Raw genomic sequence first — 24,724 nt, 5'->3', positions numbered from 1 at the left:
ATGGAATCAGGGTGATTGACGTTCGAAAATAGGCGCATGGTAACGGACAAGATTCAGCCGAACGATTCAGCCGGGGGAACAGGCATGCGCAGGAACGAGACATTCCCGACCGGCCGGCCCGCCTTCGCCTGAAGCGCGCCGATGGACTCCGACATCGCCTTCCGCGGGGCCACCGCGACCTGTCCCTTCTGCGGCCTGCTGTGCGACGACCTGCCGGTCGACGCCACCCCCGACGGACCGTGGCCGGGCGCCGCCGGCTGCCCCGTCGCCGCCGAGGGGTTGGCGCGCTGGTCGTCCGACCTGGCGTGCGCCGTCGGCGGCGCCGCGGCGACGCAGGCCGACGCGGTCGCCGCCGCCGCCGCCCTGCTGCGCGGCAGCCGGCGGCCGCTGTTCGCCGGCCTCGGCGTCGACGTCGCCGCCCAGCAGGCGGTGCTGGCGCTCGCCGACCGCGCCGGCGGCGTCGTCGACCACGGCGAGTCCGACGGCCATTTCCGCAACCTTTCGGTGCTGCAGGACACCGGCGCCATGAGCGTCACCCTGGGCGAGGCGCGCACCCGCGCCGACCTGGTGGTGCTCGTCGGGCCGGACACGGTGCGCCGCTTCCCCCGCCTGCTGGAGCGGCTGCGCGCACCGCCCGAGCGCGGCCTGGTCTGCCTGGGCTGGACGCCCGAGGGGCGCGACCTCGCCGGCTGGACCGGAGCGCCGCCGGAGGTGATTCCGGCCGACCTCGGCGCTCTGCCGGACCTGGCGGCGGCGCTGCGCGCGGCCGGCGCGGGGCGGCGGCTCGGCGCCGAGGTGGTCGCCGGGGTGCCGCGCGGCACGCTCGACCGGCTGGCGGCGCGGCTGACGGCGGCCCGCTACGGGGTCGTCGCCTGGGCCGCCGGCGCCTTCGCCGGCGCGGCGCCGGAACTCGCCGTGCAGGGGCTGGTGGAACTGATCCGCGACGTCAACCGCACCACCCGCTGCGCCGGGCTGCCGCTCGGCGGCACCGGCAATCTCGTGGGGGCGCACCAGGTGTCCACCTGGCAGAGCGGCTGCGGCCTGCGCAGCGCCTTCACCGCCGACGGGCCGCTCTACGACCCGGACCACAATGGCTGGCGGCGGGTGCTGGCGGCGGGCGAGGCCGATCTCCTGGTGTGGACGGCGGCGCTCGGCGGCCCGCCGGTGCCGGCTCCGCCCGGCGTCCCGGTGATCGCGGTCGCCGCCCCGGGGACGGCGTTCGCCGGCACCCCGGCGGTGGTGCTGGCGGCGGCCCGCCCCGGGCTCGACCACGACGCCTGGGCGTTCCGCACCGACGGCGTGGTGGCGCTGCGTCTGCGCGCCCCGGCCCCCGGCGGGCGACCGTCGGCGGCGGCGCTTCTCATGGAACTGGCGACGGCCGTGCAGGGGCCGGAGGTGCGGCATGCGGATTAAGCTCGCCGGCGGGCGCGTCTACGACCCTTCCAACGGCTTCGCCGGCGCCACCCGCGATCTGTTCGTGGAGGACGGCCGCATCGTCGCCGACCCCGGCCGCGGCTGGCGGGCCGACGAGGTGGTGGACGTCGCCGGCAAGGTGGTGATGGCCGGCGCCATCGACATCCACAGCCACATCGGCGGCGGCAAGGTCAACATCGCCCGCAGCCTGATGGCCGAGGACCACCGCGACCACCGCTTCGGCGCGCTGGAGCACGGGCCGCTGGACCATCGCCCCGCGGATCACGGTTCCTCGGACAGCGGGATGAACGGCCGGCGCTCGGGCAGCGGGCTGGTCACGCCGTCCACCTTCACCACCGGCTACCGCTACGCCGAGATGGGCTACACCGCGGCGTTCGAGCCGGCCATGGTCGCCTCCAACGCCCGCCACGCCCACATGGAGCTGACCGACACGCCGCTCATCGACAAGGGCGCCTACGTCATGCTCGGCAACGACGACCTGCTGCTGCGCCTGATGGCAGAGGACCGCGGGCAGAGCGCCGTCGAGGACTACGTCGCCTGGATCATGGGGGCGACCCGCGCGCTCGGCGTCAAGGTGGTCAACCCCGGCGGCATCTACGCCTTCAAGCACAACGCCCGCCACCTCGGCCTCGACGAGGAGAGCCCGCACAGCGGCCTGACGCCGCGCACCATCCTGCGCCGCCTCGCCGGGGCGGTGCGCGCGCTCGGCGTGCCGCACCCGCTGCACGTCCACTGCAACGACCTCGGGCTGCCCGGCAACATCGAGACGACGCTCGCCACCATCGAGGCGGCGGAGGGGCTGCCGCTCCATCTCACCCACGTGCAGTTCCACAGCTACGGCCGCGAGGGCGACCGCCGCTTCTCGTCGGCCGCGGCGCGGCTGGCCGAGGTGGTGAACCGCACGCCGACCCTCTCGGTGGACGTCGGGCAGATCCTGTTCGGCCAGACCGTGACGGCGTCCGGCGACACCATGTCCCAGTACCGCAATTCCGGCCTCGCCGACCCGCCGAAATGGGTGTGCATGGACATCGAGTGCGACGGCGGCTGCGGCCTGGTGCCGTTCCGCTACCGCGACCAGAACTTCGTCAACGCCCTGCAGTGGGCGATCGGGCTGGAGCTGTTCCTGCTGATCGAGGACCCCTGGCGGGTGTTCCTCACCACCGACCATCCCAACGGCGCCCCCTTCACCAGCTATCCGCACCTCATCCGCCTGCTGATGGACCGCTCCTTCCGCGAGGAGAAGCTGGCGACCATCCATCCCGCGGCGGCCGCGGCGTCCAACCTCGGGTCGATCCGCCGCGAGTACTCCCTGTGCGAGATCGCCATCATGACCCGGGCGGCGCCGGCCCGCATCCTCGGCCTGGAGGACCGCGGCCATCTCGGGCCCGGCGCGGTGGCCGACGTCGTCGTCTACACCGAGGACGCCGACCGCGAGCGCATGTTCGGGACGCCCGACCTGGTCTTCAAGGGCGGCCGGCTGATCGCCCGCCAGGGGCGGGTCGTCGAGGTGACCTGGGGCGACACCCACGTGGTGCGCCCGGAGTGGGACCCCGCCATCGAGCGCACCATCGCCGACCACGCCGAGGACAAGCTGGGCCTGCGCCTGGACAGCCTGCGCATCGCCGACGACGAGTTCGCCGACGGCCGCGGCTCGGTCGTCGCCCATCCCTGCCGCCGGGAGGGCGGATCGTGAAGATCGCCGGCATCGACATCGACGACAGCTTCGCCGAGGCGTTCGGCATGGTGGCGACGCGCATCGTCGTCACCGCCGACCGCACGGAGTGGGTGGAGCACGCCGCCCGCAGCATGACCGGCTTCGCCACCTCCGTCATCGGCTGCGGCTGCGAGGCCGGCATCGAACGGCGGCTGGACGGCCACGAGACGCCGGACGGAAGGCCGGGCGCCGCCATCCTGCTGTTCGCCATCTCGCCCAAGGACCTGACCAAGGCGCTCGCCCTGCGGGTCGGCCAGAGCATCCTGACCTGCCCGACCACCGCCTGCTTCGCCGGGCTGGAGGCGCCGGAGCAGGTGCCGCTGGGGCGGGCCCTGCGCTATTTCGGCGACGGCTTCCAGACCGCCAAGCGGATCGGCGAGCGGCGCTACTGGCGCATCCCGGTGATGGACGGCGAGTTCGTGGTCGAGGACCGCACCGGCATCGCCGCGGCGGTGGGCGGCGGCAACATCCTGATCGCCGCGGCAGACCGCCCGTCGGCGCTGGCGGCGGCGGAGCGGGCGGTGGCGGCGATGTGCGCCGTCCCCGACGTGGTGATGCCGTTCCCCGGCGGCGTGGTGCGCTCCGGCTCCAAGGTGGGCAGCCGTTACAAGGCGCTGATGGCCTCGACCAACGACGCCTGGTGCCCGACCCTGCGGGGGCAGACCGACAGCCAGCTTCCCGAGGCGGCGGCGGCGGTGATGGAGATCGTCATCGACGGGCTGAGCGCCGACGCCGTGGCGGCGGCGATGCGGGCCGGCGTGCTGGCCGCCTGCGCGGGCGGGCGGGAGAGCGGGGTGCTGCGCATCGGCGCCGGCAACTACGGCGGCAAGCTCGGCCAGTTCCACTTCCACCTGCGGGAGCTGCTGGCATGACCGGCCTGACCCTCACCCTGCGGGAGCGGCCGCTGCACCGCATCGACGTCTCGCCGCTGGTCCCCGAGCGCGTCGCCGGGCTGACCGTCGCCGAGCTGGCCGCCCTGCCGCTGACGCTCGGCCTGGAGCGGCGGCCGCTCGGCGAGCTGTTCGCCATCGACGGGGAGCCGGGCGAGAGCCTCGTGCTGCGCGGGCCCTGCGACCGGCTGGACTTCATCGGCGCCGGCATGGGCGGCGGCCGGATCGTCGTCGAGGGCGACGCCGGCGGCGCCGCCGGGTGCGCCATGACGGGCGGCGAACTGCTCATCCTCGGCGCCGCCGGTCCGCGGGCCGGGGCCGAGATGCGCGGCGGCCGGCTGGAGGTGGCGGGCGACGTCGGGCCTTTCGCCGGGGCCGGCCGGCCGGGCGCCACCCACGGCATGGCCGGCGGCACCCTGATCGTGCGCGGCAGCGCCGGCGAGCGGCTGGGCGACCGCATGAAGCGTGGCCTGATCGTGGTGGAGGGCGCCGCCGGGCCGGGGGCCGGGTCGCGCATGATCGCCGGCACCCTGGTGGTGGTGCGGGACGTCGGCCCGCACGCGGGGCTCGGCATGCGGCGCGGCACCCTGCTGCTGGGACGTCCGCCGGCCGCCCTGCCGCCGACCCTGGTGCCGGCCGGGCGCCACGAGCTGGGTTACCTGCGGCTGCTGAACCGGCACCTCCGGCCGATCAGCCCGGCCGCGGCGGACCTGGCGGCCGACGGGCGGGCGCTCGACCGCTTCGTCGGCTGCACCGGAACCGGCGGGAGCGGGGAGGTGTTGGTGGCGGGGCGGGCGTAGACCGCTTCGTCGGCCACCTCGCCGGGCGGCGGCGCGGAGCGGGGCGCCCGGCGCCCCGGCATGCCACGCGCGATGGTGGCGTGACCCCGCTTGTCACGGCTCTGCCCTATTGCACCGGGGCCGTGCGGCAATCATATTATCCGTATAGGAAAGCGTCCTGCCGTCCGGAGACAAGCCCTGCGACAAGGGGTCGGAAGCGGCGGCGCACCGAGGGGGGAAAGTCATGGAAGGTTCCGGCGCCACGCTGCACGCGCGCGCCCGGACGGGATGCGTCCGGCTGGCGGTGACCCATCGTGCCGACCCGGCCGGGGCGGTCGAGGATCTCGCCGCCGGTCTCGACCAGGCGGACCCGTCCCTGTTCCTTTTCTTCTGCTCGGCCGCCTTCGACCGCTCGCGGCTGGGGCCGGCGCTGCGGGCGCAATGGCCCGGGGCGGAGATCGCCGGCTGCACGACGACGCGGGAGATCACGCCGGACGGCTACGCCGCCAACTCCATCCTCGGCATCAGCCTGGGCGGTCCCGACTTCTTCGCGGTGACCCGGCGCATCGACAACCTCCACACCTTCGGCATCGAACGCGGGCAGAAGCTGGTGGACGACGCGCTCGACGAGCTGTCGGCGCGCACCCAGGCGGCGCACCGGCCGGTGCAGATCTTCGCCATGCTGCTGATCGACGGGCTGTCCTGCTGCGAGGAGACGGTGGTCAGCTCGCTGCAGAGCGTGCTCGCCCACATCCCGCTGGTGGGCGGCTCGGCCGGCGACGACCTCGCCTTCGAGAACAGCTGGGTGCTGCACGGCGACCGCTTCCACGACAAGAGCGCGGTGCTGATCCTGGTCGCCACGCACCACCCCTTCGAGGTGTTCAAGACCGAGCACTTCGTCGGGTCCGACAAGCGGCTGGTGGTGACCGCGGCGGCGCCCGACCGGCGCATCGTCCATGGCATCAACGGCCGGCCGGCGGCGGCGGAGTACGCCCGCCTCACCGGGATCGGCCCGGAGGACCTGACGCCGGCGGTGTTCGCCGCCAACCCGCTCCTGGTGCGTTCGGGCGGCGGCAACTACGTGCGCTCGATCCAGCAGGTCAACCCCGACGGCAGCCTCACCTTCATGTGCGCCATCGACGAGGGGCTGGTCCTGCGGCTCGGCCAGAACATCGGCATCATCGAGGATTTGGAGCGCCGCCTCGCCGACCTGCGCCAGCGGCTCGGCACGCTCCAGCTCGTCATCGGCTGCGAGTGCATCCTGCGCTATCTCGAGCTCCAGCAGAAGCACCTCACCGCCCGGGCCGGGCGAATCCTCGCCGAGAACAACGTCGTGGGATTCTGCACCTACGGCGAGCAGTTCAGATCGATGCATATCAACCAGACATTCACGGGGGTGGCGATTGCCCAGTTCGATCCTGGCGCGGACCGACCGGCCTAGCCCGGGCGGCGACCGGCGCGTCGACGGGGCCGCGGCCGAGCGCATCGCCGCCCTGGAAAGCGAGATCGAGCGCCTGAACCGGGTCAACACGGCGCTGATGGACCGGGTCGAGCGCAACATGGAACTGCAGGGCAGCGCCTTCGCCCTGTTCCAGACGGCGACCCTGCTGGAGCAGCAGGTGCGCGAGCGCACGCGGGCGCTGGAGGCGGTGCTGCACGACTACGCCGCCTCGATCCGCGACCTGCAGGCGGCCAAGCGGGAGCTGGAGACCGCGCAGAACCGCCTGAACGACGCGCTGGAGGCGATCTCCGACGGCTTCGTGCTGTGCGACGTCGACGACCGCATCGTCGTCTTCAACGCCAAGTTCCGCGAGCTCTGGCGCGGCATGGGCGAGCTGCTGCGCCCCGGCCAGCCCTTCGCCCGGCTGATCTCCCAGGCCATCGACAGCGGGCTGGTGCGCAACGACAAGGAGGCGCGGCGCTGGCTGGCCCGGCGCGCCCGCAACCGCTACCGCGCCACCGCCCACGTGCTGGAGCTGTCCAACGGCCTGTGGCTGCGCATCAGCGAGCGGCAGACCCGCGAGGGCGGCTCGGTCGGCATCTACAGCGACGTCACCTCCATCAAGGCGCTGGAGCGCCGCCGCCGCGAGCGCGAGCTGGCGGCCAAGTCGACCCTGCTGCAGGCGACCCTGGACAACCTGTCCCAGGCGGTCTCGGTGTTCGACCGCAACCTGGAACTGGTGGCGTGGAACAACCGGATGGCCGAGCTGCTGGGCATCCCCGAGGAGCACCTGCACACCGGCGCGGCGCTGGAGGAGTTCCTGCACCTGCCGCCCGTCCGCCGGCAGTTCACCGACGACGCCATCGAGCCGCGCGAGCTGGAGCGCCACCTCAAGGCGGCCCGCCATTTCCCGCCGCGCTCGCTGGAGATCGCCTGCCCCGACGGCCGGGCGCTGGAGGTGCGCAGCAACCCGATGCCGGGCGGCGGCTTCGTCACCACCTACACCGACATCACCGACCACCGCCATTCGGAGGAGGCGCTGCGCGACAGCGAGCGCCGCATCCGCCTGGTGACCGACGCCATGCCGGCGCTGATCGCCTACGTCGACACCGACGAGCGCTACCGCTTCACCAACAAGGCCTACGAGGCGTGGTACGGCCGCCCGCGCAGCGAGATCGACGGCCGCCGCATGGCCGAGGTGCTGGACGCCGAGCAGTACGGGCTCCGCCAGCCGCGGGTCGAGCGGGTGCTGCAGGGCGAGCCGCAGGAGTTCGACTTCGTCTCCGACCGCGGCGACGACGAGAATCCCACCTACGCCCACGCCATCTTCGTGCCACACCGCGCCGCCGACGGCACCGTGCAGGGCTTCTTCGCGCTGATCCAGGACATCACCGAGCGCAAGCGCACGGCCTCCCAGCTCGAGGAGGCGAACCGCACCCTGGAGCGGCGGGTCGAGGAACGGACGCGCGCGCTGACCACCCTCAACAGCCAGCTCCGCGAGGAGGTGGCGGAGCGCTCGGCGGTCGAGGCGGCGCTGCGCCTGGCCAAGGCCGAGGCCGAACGGGCCAACCTGTCGAAGACGAAGTTCCTGGCGGCGGCGAGCCACGACCTGCTGCAGCCCCTCAACGCCGCCCGCGTCTTCGCCGCCGCCCTGGCCGAGCGGCGGCTCGGCCAGCGCAACATGGAGCTGGTCGACAACCTGACGCAGTCGCTGGAAGCGGTCGACGAGATGCTGACCACGCTGCTCGACCTCTCCAAGCTCGACGCCGGGGTGCTGCCCACCTGCGTCACCCATTTCGAGATCGACACGCTGCTGCGCCACCTGGCGACCGAGTTCCAGCCGCTGGCGGCCGAGCGCGGGCTGGCCCTGCGGGTGCACCCGTGCGGCGCCGTGGTGCGCAGCGACGCCGCCCTGCTCGGCCGCATCCTGCGCAACTTCCTCACCAACGCCATCCGCTACACGCCGTCGGGGCGCATCGTGCTGGGCTGCCGGCGCGGGGCCGACGGGCTGCGCATCGGCGTGTGGGACACCGGCGTGGGCATCCCGCCGGACAAGCTCGAAGAGGTGTTCCAGGAGTTCCGCCGCCTCAAGGGGAGCAGCGACAAGCTGAGCCGCGGCGCCGGCCTGGGGCTCGCCATCGTCGAACGCATCGCCCGGCGCCTCGGCCATCCGATCCTCGTCCGGTCCGCCTGCGGCCGCGGCTCGATGTTCGCGGTGCGGGTTCCCTACGGCGACCGCGCCTTCATCGAGCCCGACCATGTCCCCTGTCCGGCCAAGGCGCCGGGGACCGTCGCCGGGGCGACCCTGCTGGTGATCGACAACGAGCCGGCGACCCTGACCAGCATGGCCTCGCTGCTCCAGGAATGGGGCTGCCGCGTGCTGACGGTCGAGACGGAGGAGGAGGCCAAGGCGGCCATCGGCCCGCGGCGCGACGCGCTGGACCTGATCGTCGCCGACTTCCACCTGCACGAGGGACGCACCGGCCTCGACGCGATCCGCACCATCCGCGAGCATTGCGGCCGCTACGTGCCGGCGGTCGTCATCACCGCCGACCGCACCCCGGAGATGCAGGCCGCCGTCAAGGAGCAGGGGCACCAGCTCCTGTCCAAGCCGGTCAAGCCGGCCCGCCTGCGGGCGACGGTGGCCCACCTGCTGAGCCGGCGGGGGGTGTAGGCGGCCCTCCCCCGCTGACGCAGGGGAGGGCGGGGGCCGGCTCAGGCGCTCCCGGGCAGGGACTTGGCCAGCGCCGCCAATTGGTCGGCGCACTGTCCCCAGCCCTCGTGGAAGCCCATGCGCTCGTGCGCCTCGCGGTCCGCGGCCGTCCAGTGGTGGACGGTGGCGGTGTAGCGCGTCCCGCCCGCCTCGTCGGCGAAGGTGATCACCGCCGTCATGAAGGGCTTGTCCGACGGCCGCCACGCCTCGGTGAAGGCGTCGGTGAAGACGAGGCGCTCGTTCTCGACGGTCTCGAGATAGACGCCGCGCACCGTCTGCTCCTCGCCGTCGGGACCGCGCATGACGATCCGGCTGGCGCCGCCCGGCCGGACGTCGACCTCCACCTCCGGCGTCGTCCAGGGCCGCGGCGTGAACCATTGCTTGAGCAGTGCCGGCTCCGTCCAGGCGCGGTACAGCGCCGCGCGGGGCGCGTCGATGAGGCGGGTGAGCACCAGGGTGCGGTCGTCGGCGGGGGCGGTCATCGGTCGTCTCCTTCCCGGGATGGTGGCGGTTCGACCCAAGGACGGACGGGCGGCGGCGATGCCGACACCGCCGACGGAGATTTTTTCGCGGGCCGGGCGCTACGGCCCGATGAAGCGGCCGAAGGCGCGGCTGCCGTCGCCGGTGGGTATGGTGGCGACCACCGTCAGGGTGGCCGTGTCGATGACGCTGACGCTGTTGCTGAACCAGTTGGCGACGAAGACCCGGCGGCCGTCGGGGTGGGCGGCGACGCCCTCGGGATACTCGCCGACGCGGACGGTGGCGCGCACGGACAGGGATGTCGTGTCGATCACCGACACCGCGCCGTCGGTCTGGTTGGTGACGAAGGCCAGCCGGTCGTCGGGGGTGACGGCGACGACGTAGGGCATGGAGCCCACGGGCACCGTGCCCGCCACGGCCATCGCGTCGAGGTCGAGCACGCTGACGTCGTTGCTCCCGACGTTGGCGACGTAGGCGCGGCGTTCGCCGGCGTCGACGGCGATGCCGAACGGGTGCTCGCCGACCTTCAGGGTGGCCGTGACGCGGTCGCCGTCCACCACCGACACGGTGTCGTCGTCGCGGTTGGCGACCAGCACCAGGCCGCGCCGGGAGGCGACGGCGACTCCGGACGGCGCCGCGCCGACGGGCACCTCGGCCAGCGTGGCCAGGGTGCCGGCGTCGAGGACGAACAGGCGGTCGCCGTACCAGTCGGCGACGAAGACACGGGAGCCGTCGCCGGCCACGGCGATGCCCAGCGGCCCGTCGCCGACGGTGCGGCGGAGATCGACGGCGCCGGCGGCCACGTCGATGCGCTGGACGCTGTGGTCCTCCGGGCCGGTGACGTAGACGTGGCGGCCGCCGGGGCCGGCGGCCACGCCGGCCGGGGCCCCGGTCACCGCCACCGACGCCACCACGGCCTGCGCCGCGGTGTCCAGCACCGACACCGAGTTCGCGGCCTGGTTGGTGATCCACGCCATCTGGGCCCGCGCCGGCGGCGCGCCGTGGAGCAACGCGGCGGCGGCGGCGATGGCGGCGACGACGGAGGCGGCGGAGGCGGCGCGGAGCACCCTACTTGCCTTCCGCCAGAGCCTTGACGTTGGCCAGCCCCGCCTCGTAGACGCCGGCGACGGCGTTGCGCGCGGCCTCGTCGCTGTACTTCTCCGGCGGGTCGTTGTTGGGATAGCCGCGGTAGAAGGCGCCCTTCCATTCGACCACCGAGCCGCCGCCGTCGCCCGGGCGCACCGACAGCCAGGACGAGTAGTTGGTCACCGGCAGCACATCGATGTTCACGTCGGTGATGCGGTAGAAATACGTCATCTTCTCGGGTTCGTACTTCTCCAGCTTCTCGGTGATCGTCGGCCCGCCCTTGAGGGTGAGGACCCGCACCGAGCCGGGATTGTTGCCGTCCGTCGCCTCGGTCTTCTCGACGACGGGATGCCAGCGCTGCATGTCGCCGAAGTCGCCGATCAGCGCCCACACCTTGTCCGGCGGTGCGGCGACGGCGACCGTCTTGGTCAGCTTCTGGCGCGTCGGCCCGTGGGCGTCGGCCGCGAGCGGCGTCACGGCGACGGCCACGGCGGTGGCGGCGGCCAGCAGCGGCCCCAGTCCATTCATGGGTCGGATTCCTCGTCTTTGTTCGGTCGGGATCAGATGGAGCGGCGGGTGACGGCGAGCGGGCTGACGACGACCACCACGTCGTCGGCCTCGACGGTTTCCGACACCGCCAGGACCGAGGCGTAGGACAGGACGTACTTGCGCTCCCCGTCGAACACGGTGAAGCAATCCCGCCCCGCGCCGACGATGGCGGCGTGGCGGAGCTGGCCCATGTCCGACAGGTTCACGCGGATCCAGGCGCCGAGGTGGCGCTCCAGGATCTCCCGCAGGCCGATGTCCCGGGCGCCGCCGATCGGCGACGCCAGCATCTGCGCGATCGCAGGGTCTTGGGTAAGACCATCCATCGACTTGCCCTCCCGCCGCTTTTCTTTCGGTCCATTTTTGGTGTTGGAGTGTGTCGGCTTCGAGACGCCCGGCGCAACGCGACTTTGGTCCAATGCTCAGCCGCCGGAGCCGGTGCCGACCGGCCAGGCCATCTCGTAGACCCCGTCCTTGGAGTCGACGACGCGCACGGTCAGGTCGCCCGGCCGCTCCGGCACGAAGGTGAAGTGGAAGCTCGGATCCTCGCTGATGGAGATGTCGGAGGCGACGGAGAACAGCGGCGTCCCGGCGTGCGCCACCGCCACCTCGGTGACGTAGTGGGGCGGCACGTAGGTGCGGGCGATCTGGTCGAACTGCAGGCCGGAGTTGTTGGGATGGCTGACCAGGAGTTGCACGGTCGCCGGCTTGCCGGGCACCGCCCCCTCGGCGCCGTTCAGCTTCATCCGGCCGAGCCGGGCCAGCGCCGCCGTCTGGTCCTTGCCGGCGGGGGCCGAGCAGCCGCCCGACGCCTTGACGAAGCGCTCCGTCATCAGCAGGCGGCCGTCCACCGTCTCGGCGACGACGCGGACCGGCGTGTACTCGTTCACCCGGATGCGGGTGGCGATGGCGGGATCGGCGCCGCCCGGCGGGAACTGGAACACCGCGGCGAGCGGGGCGGGGTTGTTGTCGACGATGAGGTGGACGCTTTTCACGCCCTCGGGGCTGCTGGGCGGCGTCCGCGCGGCGAAGGACACGGGGACCACCGCGGCGTCCTCGGCGCGGGCCGGCGCCTCCAGCACCAGCCGGTCGCCGGCCGGCTCGATGGGGCGGGTGCCGAACAGCGCCTGGCGGATCTCCGCCCAGCGGCCGGCCTCGTCGGCCCGGACGGGCCCCGGGACGGTCGAGGCGACGACGACGAACACGGCAAGCAGCGATGCGGCGACGGCGTGGCGGCGTGTCATGGCAGGTCCTCCTTCGGTCGCGGCGCCGCGGTCCCGGCCGGGAGCGCGGCGCCCTTGGTCACTCCCACTCCAGCTCGACGAAGGCGGCGGTCACGTTGCGGCGGTGGTACTGGTCGAACAGCGCCCAGCGTCCGGCCTCGCCGCGCCCCACCGTGGCGGTCGCCTGCTCGATGGTGCCGCCGGCCTTCTGCACGGCGCGGATCTCCTCCACCAGCGTCTCCAGATAGCGGCGCTGGGCGGCCAGGGCCTCGGGCCAGGCGGCCGAGACCGGGCCGTGGCCGGGCACGACGCGGCGGGCGGGCAGGGCGGCGAGGGCGTCCAGCTCGGCCAGCCAGCCCAGCACGCTGCCGTCGATCACCGGCACCCGCTCCATGAAGACGAGGTCGGACGCCCACAGCGTGCCGGTCGCCTGGTCGAACACCGACAGGTCGTTGTCGGTGTGCGCCGTGCGGTGGGCGCGCAGGGTCAGCACCCGCCCGCCGAGATCGAGGTCGAGCCGGTCCTCGACCAGCAGGGTCGGCGGCACCACGGCGCCGGCGTCGGCGCCGAAGGCGCGCTCCAGCCCGTCGCGGTAGTACGCGCCGCGGCGCGCCAGGGCCGACGGCAGGGCGCGGTGGCCGACGAAGGTCGCGCCGTCATCGGCGAAGGCGGCGTTGCCGAAGATGTGGTCGGGATGGACGTGGGTGTTGACGACGTAGCGGACCGGCCGGTCGGTGACCGTCCGCACGGCGGCGCGCAGCCGTCGCCCGCCCGCGGCCGTGCCGCCGGTGTCGATCACCGCCACCGCCGCCTCGCCGACGATGAAGCCGACGTTGGCGATCATTCCCTGATTCGCCGGCGCGCTCTCCTCGTGGACGCCGTGGTGGACGTAGACCCCCGGCGCCACCTCCTCGACCGGCAGGGGCACCGGCCCGTCCCCCGCCGCCGCGGCGGCGGCGAACAGCCAGATGGCGGCCGCCCCGGCGGCGGCGCGGCGGCGGGCGGGCGAAGAGAACAGCGATTCCATGGTATTAAATCTATCGCAATGCACGTTCGCCAAACCATTGGACGAAGGTACAATTTGAAACGACGGTACAGCTCCGTATGCTGTTGGTGCAATGAAGGGCCGCGCGAGTCTCTCACCGTCACTTCCCTGGGACTTCGCTCGTTTGGCCTGCGCAATCTCCGCTTCGTCTGCGAGGCGCGCCTCAGAGGAGCGCGGCAGCGGCACGCCTGTGCCGTGTGCCCTTCGTCGTCCGAGTGCTGAACGAACATGCGGGAGGAAACCAGATGACAGGTACGCTCAAGGGCACCCTGCTCGCCGGCGTCGTCGGCGGGGTCATGGCGGTTGCCGGTGGCCAAGCCCTTGCCAACGAGGAGCTGATGAAGCTCCAGCAGGACCCGAACCAGTGGGTCATGCCGCTCGGCAACTATTCCGGCCACCGTTACAGCGCGCTCGACCAGATCACCAAGGACAACGTCAAGAACCTGAGGGTCGACTGGACCTTCTCCACCGGCGTGCTGCGCGGCCACGAGGGCGGGCCGCTGGTGGTCGGCGACGTGATGTACTTCAGCACGCCGTTCCCCAACATCGTCTACGCCCTCGACCTGAAGGACCACGGGCGGATCATCTGGAAGTACGAGCCCAAGCAGGATCCCAACGTCATCCCGGTGATGTGCTGCGACACCGTCAACCGCGGCGTCGCCTACGGTGACGGCAAGATCTTCCTGACCCAGGCGGACACCACCCTGGTGGCGCTGGACGCCAAGACCGGCAAGAAGGTGTGGTCGGCCGTCAACGGCGATCCGAGCAAGGGCGAGACGCTGACCGCCGCACCGCTGGTCGTCAAGGACAAGGTGTACGTCGGCACCTCCGGCGGCGAGTTCGGCGTGCGCGGCCACCTCACCGCCTACGACGTCAAGACCGGCAAGCAGGTGTGGCGCGGCTACTCCATGGGCCCCGACAGCGACACGCTGATGGACCCGGAGAAGACCACCCACCTCGGCAAGCCGGTCGGCAAGGACAGCGGCACCGCCACCTGGGAAGGCGACCAGTGGAAGATCGGCGGCGGCACCACCTGGGGCTGGTTCACCTACGACCCGGCGCTGAACCTGGTCTATTACGGCAGCGGCAACCCGTCGACCTGGAACCCGGTGCAGCGGCCCGGCGACAACCGCTGGTCGATGACCATCTTCGCCCGTGACGCCGACACCGGTATGACCAAGTGGGTCTACCAGATGACGCCCCACGACGAGTGGGACTACGACGGCGTCAACGAGATGATTCTCGCCGACATCGACGTCAAGGGCAAGCCGACCAAGGCGCTGGTCCACTTCGACCGCAACGGCTTCGCCTACACCATGGACCGCACCAACGGCACGCTGCTGGTGGCCGAGAAGTACGATCCGGCGGTGAACTGGGCGACCCACGTCGACATGCAGACCGGCCGGCCGCAGGTGGTGGCGCAGTACAGCACCCATCAGAACGGCGAGGACGTCAACTCCAAGGGCATCTGCCCGGCGGCCCTCGGCTCCAAGGACCAGCAGCCCTCGTCCTTCTCGCCGAAGACCAAGCTGTTCTACGTGCCGACCAACCACGTCTGCATGGACTACGAGCCGTTCCAGGTCTCCTACGTCGCCGGCCAGCCCTACGTCGGCGCGACCCTGAGCATGTACCCGGCGCCGGGCGGCACCCATCTCGGCAACTTCATCGCCTGGGACGCCTCCGAGGGCAAGATCAAGTGGTCGATCCCCGAGCCGTTCTCGGTGTGGAGCGGCGCGCTCGCCACGGCCGGCGACGTCGTCTTCTACGGCACGCTCGAGGGCTACCTGAAGGCGGTCGACGCCCAGACCGGCAAGGAGCTGTACCGCTTCAAGACCCCGTCGGGCATCATCGGCAACATCAACACCTACACCCACGGCGGCAAGCAGTACGTCGCCGTGCTGTCCGGCGTCGGCGGCTGGGCCGGCATCGGCATGGCCGCAGGCCTCAGCGAGGACACCGCCGGCCTCGGCGCGGTGGGCGCCTACAAGCAGCTCTCCAGCTACACGCAGCTCGGCGGCACCCTGACGGTGTTCACGCTTCCCTAACCCCTCACCGGCCTTGCCCCGGCCTCCCCCGCGGGAGGCCGGGGCGCATCTCCGTCCGATGCCATCCACGAGGAAGCATGTCCATGAAGTGCCACCCCTCCATCCCGGTCGTCGCGGCGGCCCTCTTCTGCGCGGCGGCCCTGACCCTGTCAGCGCCGGCGCGGGCCCAGAGCGAAGCCCAGGCCAGGACCACGGAGGGCGACAAGCCGTACACCGTCGTCGACGGCAAGGTCGACAAGGGAACCTACAACGGATTCCGCCGCTACCACAGCATCTGCCACACCTGCCACGGGCCGGACGGGCTCGGCGGCAGCTTCGCCCCGAACCTCACCGAATCCCTGAAGCGGCTGTCGTTCGAGGAGTTCATCGGCATCGTCGCCAGCGGACGCCAGAACGTCTCGGCGAGCAGCGAGAGCGTGATGCCCTCCTTCGCCCATGATCCCAACGTCATGGACCACATCCAGGACATCTACGCCTACCTGAAGGCGCGTTCCGACGGCGCCATCGGCCGCGGCCGCCCGGAACGGATGGCGCAGAAATGACCGCCGGGCCGGGCATCGCCGCGCCGCGCACGCTGCTGGCGGCCGCGGCCCTGGCGTTCGCCCTGGTGTCCGCCCTGGCGGGTGCCGCCACCGCCGCGGCGCCCGAGGTGCGCGAGCGGGACGCGCTGCGGGTGTGCGCCGATCCCGACAACCTGCCCTTCTCCAACGCCGCCGGACAGGGCTTCGAGAACAAGCTGGCGGAGATGATCGGTGCCGAGCTCGGTCTGCCGGTGACCTACCACTGGTCGCCGCAGACCATCGGCTTCGTGCGCAACACCCTGGCGGCCCTGCGCTGCGACGTGGTGCTGGGAATCACCACCACGTCCGAACTGGTGCTCAACACCAATCCCTACTACCGCTCGGTCTACGTGCTGGTCTACCGCGCCGATTCCGGGCTGACCGCGCGCACGCTCGGTGATCCGCAGCTGGCCGGGCGGCGGATCGGCGTCATCGCCGGGACGCCGCCGGCCAGCCGTCTGGCGATGCTCGGCCGGCTCGCCGAGGTGCGCCCCTACCATCTGCTGGTGGACACCCGCTACGACGCGCCGGGGCGGACCATGATCGCCGACCTGGCCGCCGGCAAGCTGGACGCCGCCGTGGTGTGGGGGCCGATCGGCGGCTACTTCGCCGCCCGCCAGGGCGCGCCGATGACGGTGGTGCCGCTGACCGGGGAGGGCGAGAGCGTGCGCCTGGACTACCGGGTGACCCTGGGCGTGCGCCACGGCCAGCTCGACTGGAAGCACCGGCTGAACCAAGTGCTCGACACGCTGCGCCCGCGCATCGCCGCGCTCCTGGAGGAGTACGACGTGCCGGTGCTCGACGAGCACGCGCAGATCGGCGCGGCGGCGCATTAGGGACATGCCGGCGGCCCTTCCGGAGCCCCGCCGCGGCCGCCCCGGCACCGCGCTCCGGGCCATCCTCGTTCTGCTCGCCCTCGCCGGTCCCGGTGCCGTCGCCGCCGCCGAAGCCCCGCTGTTCGACGGCGCCGGCTACCGCGTGCGGGACTTCCGCGCCGAGACGGGCGACGAGGCGCCGGCAGGGGCGCGGACCGTCGGCATCGGGGACTTGCAGGCTCTGCTCGAAAGCGGCGCGCTGCCGGTCGACGTGCTGCCGACGCCGCCCCGTCCCGCCACCCTGCGCGCCGACGCGCTGTGGCTGCCGCCCGAACGCCGCGACATTCCCGGCAGCCTGTGGCTGCCCGATCTCGGCCTGCCCGCCCTGTCCGAGGTGCGGGAGGCGCGCTTCCGCGCCGCCCTGGCGCCGCACGCCGGGCGGACCCTGGTGGCCTATTGCCTGGCGAACTGCTGGCTGTCGTGGAACGCCGCCAAACGCCTCGTCGAATGGGGATTCGCCGACGTGCGCTGGTTCCCCGCCGGCACCGACGGCTGGAGCGCCGCCGGCCTCCCCACCGAACCCGCCGTGCCGGCGGTGCGGCCGGAGGAGGTGCGGTGAGGGGACATCATACGAGCGCGGCGGCCGCCCGGGATCAGGCGGCCCGGGATCAGGCGGCGGTGCGCGGCTCGCGGTCGGCGTAGGTGCGCAGCAGGTCGAAGCGATCGGCGTTGGGGCAGAAGTGGCGGTAGGCCTCGTCGACCACCCCGCGGCCCAGCCAGGCGCGGCACGCCTCGACGTCGCGGCAGACCATGCAGGTGCGCGCCATCGACCCGTAGCGTTCGGCGCCGCCGTTGGCGCACGCCGCGGGGACGTCGACCTCCAGGCGCCGCGCCATGGCGGCGATCAGCTGCGCCCGCGCTTCCATCCATTCGAACATGTCCGTTTCCTTCGGTGTGGCGGCCATGCCGTCACACTGCCATGAAACGGGCCGCGCCGGTTTGATCCTGGTCAAGGCGGCGCCCGCGTCCGGCCCGCGGGGTGCGGCCGAGCGTCGCGCCCCAAGCAGGATGGCCGAACTCCTCCGCAAGGGCGGACCTGCTCAGCGCAACTCCGGCGCGTCCTCGCGCAGCCAGCGCACGAAGTAGTCGCCGGCCTTCAGCCAGGCGCGGTCGTTGTCGCCGCGGAAGTCGAGCACCTTGCGGGCCAGCGGCTCGCCGCTGCGGCCGTCGCGCAGCTCGACGGTCAGGGTGAGGATGAGATTGCTCATGCGGAAGACCCAGGCCGACAGGATGCGTTCCGCATCCAGGCGTTCCGCCACCTCGGTGAGGCAGGGTCCGCAGGCGTGCACGCCCCGCCGGGTGCGCAGGTCGGCCAGCAGGTCGGCGGCGTCGTCGTCGTCGACCACCCGGTAGAGGTCCGGTCCCGCCAGCGCCGTCTTCAGATGCTCGGTCAGGCGCGCGGCGCGCGCCGTCCATTCCGGCCGGCGGCTGGCGTCGGTCAGGTCGCCCTCCACCTCGACGTCGAAGACCACCAGGGTCCTCGGGTCCGCCGCCCATCCCGCGGCGGGTGCCGCGAACAGCACCAGGGCCGCCAGCGCGCCGGCGGCTCCCCGCACCGTCACCGCTACTTCACCTGGAAGGTGCCGGTCATGCCGCGCTTCTCGAAGCCCGGCACGAACCACTCGTAGAAGCCCGCCTGCTGCGGCGTGAAGAAGATCTCGATGGTGCCCTGGCGGTCGAACTCGACGCCGTAGAAGCTGTTGGTGTGCACCTCGAGGTCGTCGATGACGATCTGCCGCACCCAGGAATCGCGGAACAGCTCCGGCGCGCGGAACATGTACTCCTTGAAGCCGGCGGCGGTGACCTTCAGCCGGTAGGGCTGGCCGCGGCGCAGCTGGTAGGCCTTCTGCGACACCACGAAGTCCTCGGTCGGCGAACCGAGCACGAGGTCGGGCAACTGCTCCGACTTGGAGCTGACGGCGGCGCCCTTCTTGTCGTCATCGTCGTCGTCGGCCAGGGCCGGGGCGGAGGACGCGGCCAGGGCCGCGGCGAGAATCAGGGGCTTCCACAGGGAATGGCGCATGGCCGGACACTCCTGGCGTTGGCGTGGTGATCAGGGACAGTCGGCGTTGCCCTTGATGGCCTTCAGGAAGGCCACGACCTGCTTCGCCTTCTCGGCATCCTTCAGCTGGAAGAACATGCCGTGGGGCAAGGTCTTGCCGTTCTTCGCGGCGAGATAGCCCTTGGGGTCGGCGACATACGCCTCGAGCTCGCCGTCGGTCCACACCAGCCCGCCGTCGGCCGCCGCCTTCATGGCCGCGGAGTAGCGGGGGAAGGCGGCGTCGGTGCCGGCCTTGCGATCGAACACGTCGTGCAGGTTGGGACCGGTCGGGCGGGGCTTGGCGTCCGCCTCCAGTGCGTGGCAGCCCTTGCAGGCGGTGGCGGCCTTCGCCCCCTCCTGCGCGTCCCCGGTCAGGGCGCACGCTCCGGCGAGGGCGGGCGCCGTCCACAGGAGGGCGGTCAGGCAGACGGCGACGGTCGGCACGGTTCGAAGGCTCATCGTTCCTCTCGATCATCCTCGGAATTGTTCGTTCCGCGAATTACCGCATTGCCGCGGCCTTTTGCCAATCGGACTTTCGTCCAATGTCCAAATCAAATTTCGCCGCGTCGCAGCATTGTCGATGCATAGACGAAAGTCCGAGGCTGGACTCCTATACAACACAACCAAAGCCCATAAAATGAGCATATCCTGTTGCTTGGCGACGGGCTGTCGGCGGGAGGAGAGGACGATCATGAACAATCCGTTTACGGTGAGGCGGCGCCTTGCCGAGCTGGAGCGGCGGCACGCCGAACTGACGACGTGGTTCGAATCGGCGATGATGATGATCGACGTGGTCCCCATTCCCCTGATGTGGTGCGACACGGCCCAGGGCTTCACGGTCACCTACGTCAACGCCGCCAGCCGGGCGCTGATCGCCGGCCTCGGCGGCGCCTTCCCCGCCGCCGCCGAGGCCGCCACCGGGCGTCCGGTCGCCGAACTGTTCCCGGCCGTCGCCGACGAGCTGCGCCGCCTCCTGCCGATGCCGGAGCGGCTGCCCTTCGCGGCCCGCCTCACCATCGGCAGGGAGTGCGTCGACCTGCGGGTCGCCGCGGTGTTCGACCAGCGCGGCACCTATTGCGGCGCCATGCTCACCTGGCAGCCGGTCACCGAACAGGTGCGCACCGCCGAGACGTTCGAGGCGACGATCAAGACGATGGTCGACACGCTGGCCGGCGGGGCGACGCAGCTCCGCGCCGTCGCCTCGGAGATGGACGGCACGGCCGGCAGCACGGTGCGCCTCGCCGCCACCGTCTCGACCCGCGCCGCCGCCATCGACGGCGAGGTGCGCGCCGCCGCCGACGCGGCGCGGTCGCTCGGCAGCCTCACCGGCGAGATCGGCACGCTGGCCGGCGAATCCGCGTCGATCGCCGGGACGGCGGTGAACGAGGCGCGGGCCTCGCGGGAGACCGTCCAGGGGCTGGCCGACGCCGCCCAGCGCATCGGCGAGGTGGTCAACCTGATCCAGAGCATCGCCGCCCAGACCAACCTGCTGGCCTTGAACGCCACCATCGAGGCGGCGCGCGCCGGCGAGGCCGGCAAGGGCTTCGCCGTCGTCGCCAACGAGGTGAAGACGCTGGCCACCCAGACGGCCAAGGCCACCGAGGACATCGCCACGCAGATCGCCAGCATCCAGGCGGTCACCTCCGACACCGTGCGGGTCACCCAGTCGATCGTCCAGACCATCGACCGCATCGACCGGCTGGTCGGCTCGATCGGCGGCGCCGTGGAGAACCAGGCGCGCATCACCAACACCATGGTGGGCAACATCGAGACGGCGCGCGGCGCCGCCGGCAGCATGGCGGAGGACGTCGCCACCATGCTCGCGGCGACCGAAAGCACGGGCGCCGCGGCGCGCCGGGTGCTGGGCGAGACGACGGCCCTGTCCGATCAGCTCGGCCGGCTCGACGGGCAGGTCGGGGACTTCCTCGGCGCGCTGGCGAACGCGCGCTAGGACTAAAGTTCGAGAGCGAACCGATTGATCAGCACAACGGATCACCGGAAGATGAACGCCATGGACCATCGCACACCCGCCGGCGTCGTCTCCGCGTTGTGGCGCTGCTTGACCGCCGCCCTGATCGCCGGGACCGTCACCGCCCTCGCCGCGGCCGCCGCGGCGGCCGCCGCCAAGGAGCCGGCGCGCATCTCCATCGTCCTCCTGCGCGACCAGGAGGAGCCGTTCGTCCCGCTGTCGCTGCTCGAGCCGATCGTCGAGGATCCGGCGGTCCAGGGGGCGCGGCTCGCCATCGCCGACAACCGGACGACCGGTCGCTTCATGGGGCAGGACTTCGAGCTGGTCGAGGTCGTGCTGCCCAAGGACGGCGATCCGGCGGCGCGGGTGCGGGAGCTGGCGGCCGACGGGCACCGCTTCTTCGTCGCCGACCTGCGCGCCGACCGGCTGCTCGCCGTCGCCGACGTGCCGGAGCTGCGCGACTCGCTGGTGTTCAACGCCCGCGCCACCGACGACCGGCTGCGCAACGACGACTGCCGCGCCAACGTGCTGCACACCGTCCCCAGCCGCGCCATGCTGGCCGACGCGCTGGCCCAGTACCTCGCCTTCAAGCGCTGGTCGAACTGGTATCTGGTGCAGGGCCGCAGCGAGGAGGACGCGCTCTACGCCGCCGCCCTGAAGCGCGCCGCCAAGCGCTTCGGCGCCAAGATCGTCGCCGAGAAGACGTGGGAGTTCGCCGCGGGATCGCGCCGCTCCGAGAGCGGTCACACCACCGAGCAGACGGAGATCCCGGCCTTCACCCAGGGGCCGGAGTACGACGTCATGGTGGTGGCCGACGAGGGCGAGGCCTTCGGCGAGTACCTGGCCTACCGCACCTACCGACCGCGGCCGGTCGCCGGCACCCACGGGCTGGTGCCGACCGCCTGGGCGCGGGTGCACGAGCAGTGGGCCGCCACCCAGTTCCAGAGCCGCTTCGAGCAGCAGGCCGGCCGCGCCATGGGCGCCCGCGACTACGGCGCCTGGGTCGCCGTGCGCAGCGTCGGCGAGGCGGCGACCCGCACCCGCTCGGCCGATCCGGCCGCCATCGCCGACTACATCCGCGGTCCCAAGTTCGCCGTCGCCGCCTTCAAGGGCGTCGGCCTCACCGTCCGCCCCTGGAACGGCCAGTTCCGCCAGCCGGTCCTGCTGGCCGGCCCGCGCCTGCTGGTCTCGGTGTCGCCCCAGCCGGGCTTCCTGCACGAGCGCAGCGAGCTGGACACGCTGGGCTACGACGAGCCGGAGAGCACCTGCCGGCTGCCCGGGCGCTGAGACGCCCCAATCCGCCGAAAGCGAGGAGACCATGACCCGTTCCATCCGCCTGGTGCCGGCCGTGATCGCCGCATCGCTGGTCCTGCCGGCTTCGGCCGGTGCCTACACGATCTACACCTCCAACGAGAAGGACAACACCGTCAGCGTCATCGACGGCGACACGCTGGAGGTGACGGCGACGATCCCGGTCGGCCAGCGGCCGCGCGGCATCACCCTCTCCAAGGACAAGAACTTCCTCTACATCTGCACCAGCGACGACAACCGGATCGAGGTGCTGGACCTGGAGAAGAACACGGTCGTGCGCACCCTGCCGTCGGGGCCCGATCCCGAGCTGTTCGCGCTGCACCCCGACGGCCGCCGCCTCTACATCGCCAACGAGAACGACAACCTGGTCACCGTGGTCGACGTGGAGGAGGGCAAGCCGCTGGCCGAGATCCCGGTCGGCGTCGAGCCCGAGGGCATGGGGATGAGCCCGGACGGCAAGCTGCTGGTGAACACCTCCGAGACCACCAACATGGCCCATTTCATCGACACGGCGAGCCACGAGATCGTCGACAACGTGGTGGTCGGCTCGCGGCCCCGGGTCGCCCGCTTCACCCCCGACGGCCGCCATGTCTGGGTGTCGGCGGAGATCGGCGGCGACGTCTCGGTGATCGACAGCGAGACGCGCCAGATCGTGCAGACCATCACCTTCGCCGTCCAGGGGATCAAGCCGGAGGCGATCCAGCCCGTCGGCATCGAGATGTCGGCCGACGGCAAGCTGGCCTTCGTGGCGCTGGGGCCGGCCAACCGCATCGCCGTGGTCGACACCGCCAGCTACGAGGTGAAGAAGTACGTGCTGGTCGGCCAGCGGGTGTGGAACGTGGCGCTGTCCCCGGACGGCGCGCGGCTGTTCACCACCAACGGCGTCAGCAACGACGTCACGGTGATCGAGGCCGACCGGCTGCGCGCGGTGAAGTCGGTGCCGGTGGGCCGCATGCCGTGGGGGGTCGTGGTCCGGCCATGACCGTGGCGGCGATGGCGGACGCGGTGCGCGCGGACGCGGCGGGGACGGCGGCGGAGCCGGCGCTGGCGGTGGCCGGCGTGTCCTACGCCTTCGGCCGGCGCCAGGCCCTCGACGACGTCTCCTTCTCCCTCGACGCCGGGCGCTTCGCGGTCCTGTTCGGCCTCAACGGGGCCGGCAAGACCACCCTGTTCTCGCTGCTGACCCGCCTCTACACCACCCGGCGGGGCCGCATCCGCATCCTGGGGCGCGACCTGGAGCGCGACCCCGGGGCGGCCCTGGCCCGGCTCGGCGTCGTCTTCCAGCAGTCCACCCTCGACCTCGACCTGACGGTGCGGCAGAACCTGGAGTACCACGCCGCCCTGCACGGGCTGTCCCGCGCCGAGACCCGCCGGCGCATCGACGAGGAGCTGGGCCGCAACGGCCTGGCCGACCGCGCCGACGACCGCGCCCGCGCCCTCAGCGGCGGCCAGCGGCGGCGGGTCGAGATCGCCCGCGCCCTGCTGCACCGCCCCGACCTGCTGCTGCTGGACGAGCCCACCGTCGGCCTCGACGTGCGCAGCCGCCAGGACATCGAGGCGCACGTGCGCGCGCTCTGCGGGTCGGAGCGGCTGGCCGTGCTGTGGGCGACCCACCTGACCGACGAGGCGGCGCCGGGCGACCGGCTTCTGGTGCTGCACGAGGGGCGGCTGCGCTTCGACGGCACGGTGGCCGAGGCCATGGCGGGCCGCGGCGGGAACCTGCGCGGCGCCTTCATGACCCTGATCGGCGAGGCCGAGCCATGACGGCGATCCACGCGCTGCGCTGCTTCAACGGCATCCTCAAGCGCGAGCTGCTGCGCTTCGTGCACCAGCGCGAACGCTTCCTGTCGGCGCTGGTGCGGCCGCTCCTGTGGCTGTTCATCTTCGGCGCCGGCTTCCGCCAGGTGCTCGGCGTGTCGATCACCCCGCCCTACGAGACCTACATCCTCTACGAGGTCTACATCGTCCCCGGGCTGGTGGCGATGATCCAGCTCTTCAACGGCATGCAGAGCTCGCTGTCCATGGTCTACGACCGCGAGATGGGCAGCATGCGCACCCTGCTGGTCAGCCCGCTGCCGCGCTGGTACCTGCTGGTGTGCCGCCTGCTGGCCGGGGTCGTGGTGTCGCTGGCCCAGGTCTACGTGTTCCTGCTGATCGCCTGGTTCTGGGGGGTGGAACTGCCGCCGCTCGGCTATCTCGCGGCGCTGCCGGCGCTGCTGGTGTCCGGGCTGATGCTGGGGGCGCTCGGCCTCCTGCTGTCCTCGGCCATCAAGCAGCTGGAGAACTTCGCGGGCGTGATGAACTTCGTCATCTTCCCCCTGTTCTTCACCTCCACCGCGCTCTACCCGCTGTGGCGGCTGCGCGATTCCAGCCCGCTGCTGGCCGACATCTGCGCCGTCAACCCCTTCACCCACGCGGTCGAGCTGATCCGCTTCGCCCTCTATCTCGACATCAACTGGACGGCGCTGGCCGTCGTCGCCGGGGCGCTGGCGGTCTTCCTGACCGCCGCCATCATCGGCTACGACCCGGCCCGCGGCTTCGCCCAGCGCAAGCAAACGGCCTGAACCCGAAG

Annotated in this window: 25 protein-coding genes; 15 read left to right on the top strand and 10 right to left on the bottom strand. The window is 72.2% G+C overall.

Annotated features, from left to right (window positions below):
• Window positions 1-141 precede the first annotated feature (141 nt).
• From ACSBPG_RS15530 to ACSBPG_RS15505, 6 genes are all read left to right on the top strand, one after another.
• Window positions 142-1,413, top strand: coding sequence for a formylmethanofuran dehydrogenase (locus tag ACSBPG_RS15530; RefSeq protein ID WP_435538090.1), 1,272 nt, complete (start codon window positions 142-144; stop codon window positions 1,411-1,413).
• Window positions 1,403-3,127, top strand: coding sequence for a formylmethanofuran dehydrogenase subunit A (locus ACSBPG_RS15525; RefSeq protein ID WP_435538089.1), 1,725 nt, complete (start codon window positions 1,403-1,405; stop codon window positions 3,125-3,127). Before ACSBPG_RS15530 ends, ACSBPG_RS15525 begins: the two co-directional genes overlap by 11 nt.
• On the top strand, window positions 3,124-4,020 hold the full coding sequence (gene fhcD, locus ACSBPG_RS15520; protein ID WP_435538088.1) for a formylmethanofuran--tetrahydromethanopterin N-formyltransferase: 897 nt from the start codon (window positions 3,124-3,126) through the stop codon (window positions 4,018-4,020). Before ACSBPG_RS15525 ends, fhcD begins: the two co-directional genes overlap by 4 nt.
• Window positions 4,017-4,838 (top strand): formylmethanofuran dehydrogenase subunit C, encoded by an 822-nt coding sequence (locus tag ACSBPG_RS15515; protein WP_435538087.1) that lies wholly within the window; start codon window positions 4,017-4,019, stop codon window positions 4,836-4,838. Before fhcD ends, ACSBPG_RS15515 begins: the two co-directional genes overlap by 4 nt.
• Before the next feature lie 223 nt (window positions 4,839-5,061).
• Entirely contained in the window at window positions 5,062-6,258 is a 1,197-nt protein-coding gene (locus tag ACSBPG_RS15510; protein WP_435538086.1) for an FIST N-terminal domain-containing protein, read from the top strand.
• The gene (locus ACSBPG_RS15505) at window positions 6,221-8,932 is read left to right on the top strand and encodes a NahK/ErcS family hybrid sensor histidine kinase/response regulator (protein WP_435538085.1); all 2,712 of its coding nucleotides are present in this window, start codon (window positions 6,221-6,223) and stop codon (window positions 8,930-8,932) included. Before ACSBPG_RS15510 ends, ACSBPG_RS15505 begins: the two co-directional genes overlap by 38 nt.
• Before the next feature lie 41 nt (window positions 8,933-8,973).
• Here ACSBPG_RS15505 and ACSBPG_RS15500 read toward each other — a convergent pair whose 3' ends face one another.
• From ACSBPG_RS15500 to ACSBPG_RS15475, 6 genes are all read right to left on the bottom strand, one after another.
• The gene (locus tag ACSBPG_RS15500; protein ID WP_435538084.1) at window positions 8,974-9,453 is read right to left on the bottom strand and encodes an SRPBCC family protein; all 480 of its coding nucleotides are present in this window, start codon (window positions 9,451-9,453) and stop codon (window positions 8,974-8,976) included.
• A 99-nt stretch (window positions 9,454-9,552) separates the two neighbouring features.
• Window positions 9,553-10,518: a YncE family protein gene (locus ACSBPG_RS15495; RefSeq protein ID WP_435538083.1), complete on the bottom strand. Its 966-nt coding sequence runs from the start codon at window positions 10,516-10,518 to the stop codon at window positions 9,553-9,555.
• A gap of 1 nt (window position 10,519) precedes the next feature.
• On the bottom strand, window positions 10,520-11,065 hold the full coding sequence (locus ACSBPG_RS15490) for an SRPBCC family protein (protein ID WP_435538082.1): 546 nt from the start codon (window positions 11,063-11,065) through the stop codon (window positions 10,520-10,522).
• Between the two features lie 32 nt (window positions 11,066-11,097).
• Window positions 11,098-11,409 (bottom strand): hypothetical protein, encoded by a 312-nt coding sequence (locus ACSBPG_RS15485; protein ID WP_435538081.1) that lies wholly within the window; start codon window positions 11,407-11,409, stop codon window positions 11,098-11,100.
• 96 nt (window positions 11,410-11,505) lie between these two features.
• On the bottom strand, window positions 11,506-12,327 hold the full coding sequence (locus tag ACSBPG_RS15480) for a quinoprotein dehydrogenase-associated SoxYZ-like carrier (RefSeq protein ID WP_435538080.1): 822 nt from the start codon (window positions 12,325-12,327) through the stop codon (window positions 11,506-11,508).
• Window positions 12,328-12,385: 58 nt separating this feature from the next.
• Window positions 12,386-13,333 carry a quinoprotein relay system zinc metallohydrolase 2 gene (locus ACSBPG_RS15475; RefSeq protein ID WP_435538079.1) on the bottom strand — a complete coding sequence of 316 codons (948 nt, stop codon included), beginning with the start codon at window positions 13,331-13,333 and terminating at the stop codon, window positions 12,386-12,388.
• 263 nt (window positions 13,334-13,596) lie between these two features.
• Between ACSBPG_RS15475 and ACSBPG_RS15470 the strand changes: the two genes are divergently transcribed.
• From ACSBPG_RS15470 to ACSBPG_RS15455, 4 genes are all read left to right on the top strand, one after another.
• Window positions 13,597-15,396, top strand: coding sequence for a methanol/ethanol family PQQ-dependent dehydrogenase (locus tag ACSBPG_RS15470; RefSeq protein WP_435538078.1), 1,800 nt, complete (start codon window positions 13,597-13,599; stop codon window positions 15,394-15,396).
• Window positions 15,397-15,479: 83 nt separating this feature from the next.
• Entirely contained in the window at window positions 15,480-15,938 is a 459-nt protein-coding gene (locus ACSBPG_RS15465; RefSeq protein WP_435538077.1) for a c-type cytochrome, read from the top strand.
• Window positions 15,935-16,792: a substrate-binding domain-containing protein gene (locus ACSBPG_RS15460; RefSeq protein WP_435538076.1), complete on the top strand. Its 858-nt coding sequence runs from the start codon at window positions 15,935-15,937 to the stop codon at window positions 16,790-16,792. The genes ACSBPG_RS15465 and ACSBPG_RS15460 overlap by 4 nt, the downstream gene beginning before the upstream one ends.
• 4 nt (window positions 16,793-16,796) lie before the next feature.
• A complete protein-coding gene (locus ACSBPG_RS15455) occupies window positions 16,797-17,390 on the top strand; it encodes a PQQ-dependent catabolism-associated CXXCW motif protein (protein WP_435538075.1) in 594 nt (197 codons plus the stop codon).
• 49 nt (window positions 17,391-17,439) lie between these two features.
• Here ACSBPG_RS15455 and ACSBPG_RS15450 read toward each other — a convergent pair whose 3' ends face one another.
• From ACSBPG_RS15450 to ACSBPG_RS15435, 4 genes are all read right to left on the bottom strand, one after another.
• The gene (locus tag ACSBPG_RS15450) at window positions 17,440-17,709 is read right to left on the bottom strand and encodes a DUF6455 family protein (protein WP_435538074.1); all 270 of its coding nucleotides are present in this window, start codon (window positions 17,707-17,709) and stop codon (window positions 17,440-17,442) included.
• A gap of 162 nt (window positions 17,710-17,871) precedes the next feature.
• Window positions 17,872-18,393: a DUF2380 domain-containing protein gene (locus tag ACSBPG_RS15445; protein ID WP_435538073.1), complete on the bottom strand. Its 522-nt coding sequence runs from the start codon at window positions 18,391-18,393 to the stop codon at window positions 17,872-17,874.
• A 2-nt stretch (window positions 18,394-18,395) separates the two neighbouring features.
• Window positions 18,396-18,854 (bottom strand): hypothetical protein, encoded by a 459-nt coding sequence (locus tag ACSBPG_RS15440; protein WP_435538072.1) that lies wholly within the window; start codon window positions 18,852-18,854, stop codon window positions 18,396-18,398.
• A 30-nt stretch (window positions 18,855-18,884) separates the two neighbouring features.
• On the bottom strand, window positions 18,885-19,331 hold the full coding sequence (locus ACSBPG_RS15435) for a c-type cytochrome (protein ID WP_435538071.1): 447 nt from the start codon (window positions 19,329-19,331) through the stop codon (window positions 18,885-18,887).
• 232 nt (window positions 19,332-19,563) lie between these two features.
• On the opposite strand from ACSBPG_RS15435, the gene ACSBPG_RS15430 reads away from it, so the two are divergent.
• Genes ACSBPG_RS15430 through ACSBPG_RS15410 form a run of 5 tightly spaced genes read left to right on the top strand, consistent with a single transcriptional unit; the run spans window position 19,564 to window position 24,716 of the window.
• On the top strand, window positions 19,564-20,823 hold the full coding sequence (locus tag ACSBPG_RS15430) for a methyl-accepting chemotaxis protein (RefSeq protein ID WP_435538070.1): 1,260 nt from the start codon (window positions 19,564-19,566) through the stop codon (window positions 20,821-20,823).
• A 60-nt stretch (window positions 20,824-20,883) separates the two neighbouring features.
• Window positions 20,884-22,128, top strand: a complete 1,245-nt coding sequence (locus ACSBPG_RS15425) for an ABC transporter substrate-binding protein (protein WP_435538069.1) — start codon at window positions 20,884-20,886, stop codon at window positions 22,126-22,128.
• Window positions 22,129-22,159: 31 nt separating this feature from the next.
• Entirely contained in the window at window positions 22,160-23,134 is a 975-nt protein-coding gene (locus ACSBPG_RS15420) for a PQQ-dependent catabolism-associated beta-propeller protein (RefSeq protein WP_435538068.1), read from the top strand.
• A complete protein-coding gene (locus ACSBPG_RS15415) occupies window positions 23,131-23,916 on the top strand; it encodes an ATP-binding cassette domain-containing protein (protein WP_435538067.1) in 786 nt (261 codons plus the stop codon). The genes ACSBPG_RS15420 and ACSBPG_RS15415 overlap by 4 nt, the downstream gene beginning before the upstream one ends.
• Window positions 23,913-24,716, top strand: coding sequence for an ABC transporter permease (locus ACSBPG_RS15410; protein ID WP_435538066.1), 804 nt, complete (start codon window positions 23,913-23,915; stop codon window positions 24,714-24,716). Before ACSBPG_RS15415 ends, ACSBPG_RS15410 begins: the two co-directional genes overlap by 4 nt.
• Window positions 24,717-24,724 lie beyond the last annotated feature (8 nt).

Source organism: Azospirillum sp. ST 5-10 (assembly GCF_051225715.1).
GTDB lineage: Bacteria > Pseudomonadota > Alphaproteobacteria > Azospirillales > Azospirillaceae > Azospirillum.
Note: the sequence above shows the minus strand (reverse complement) of the source record. Positions and strands in the feature narration are given on the sequence as shown.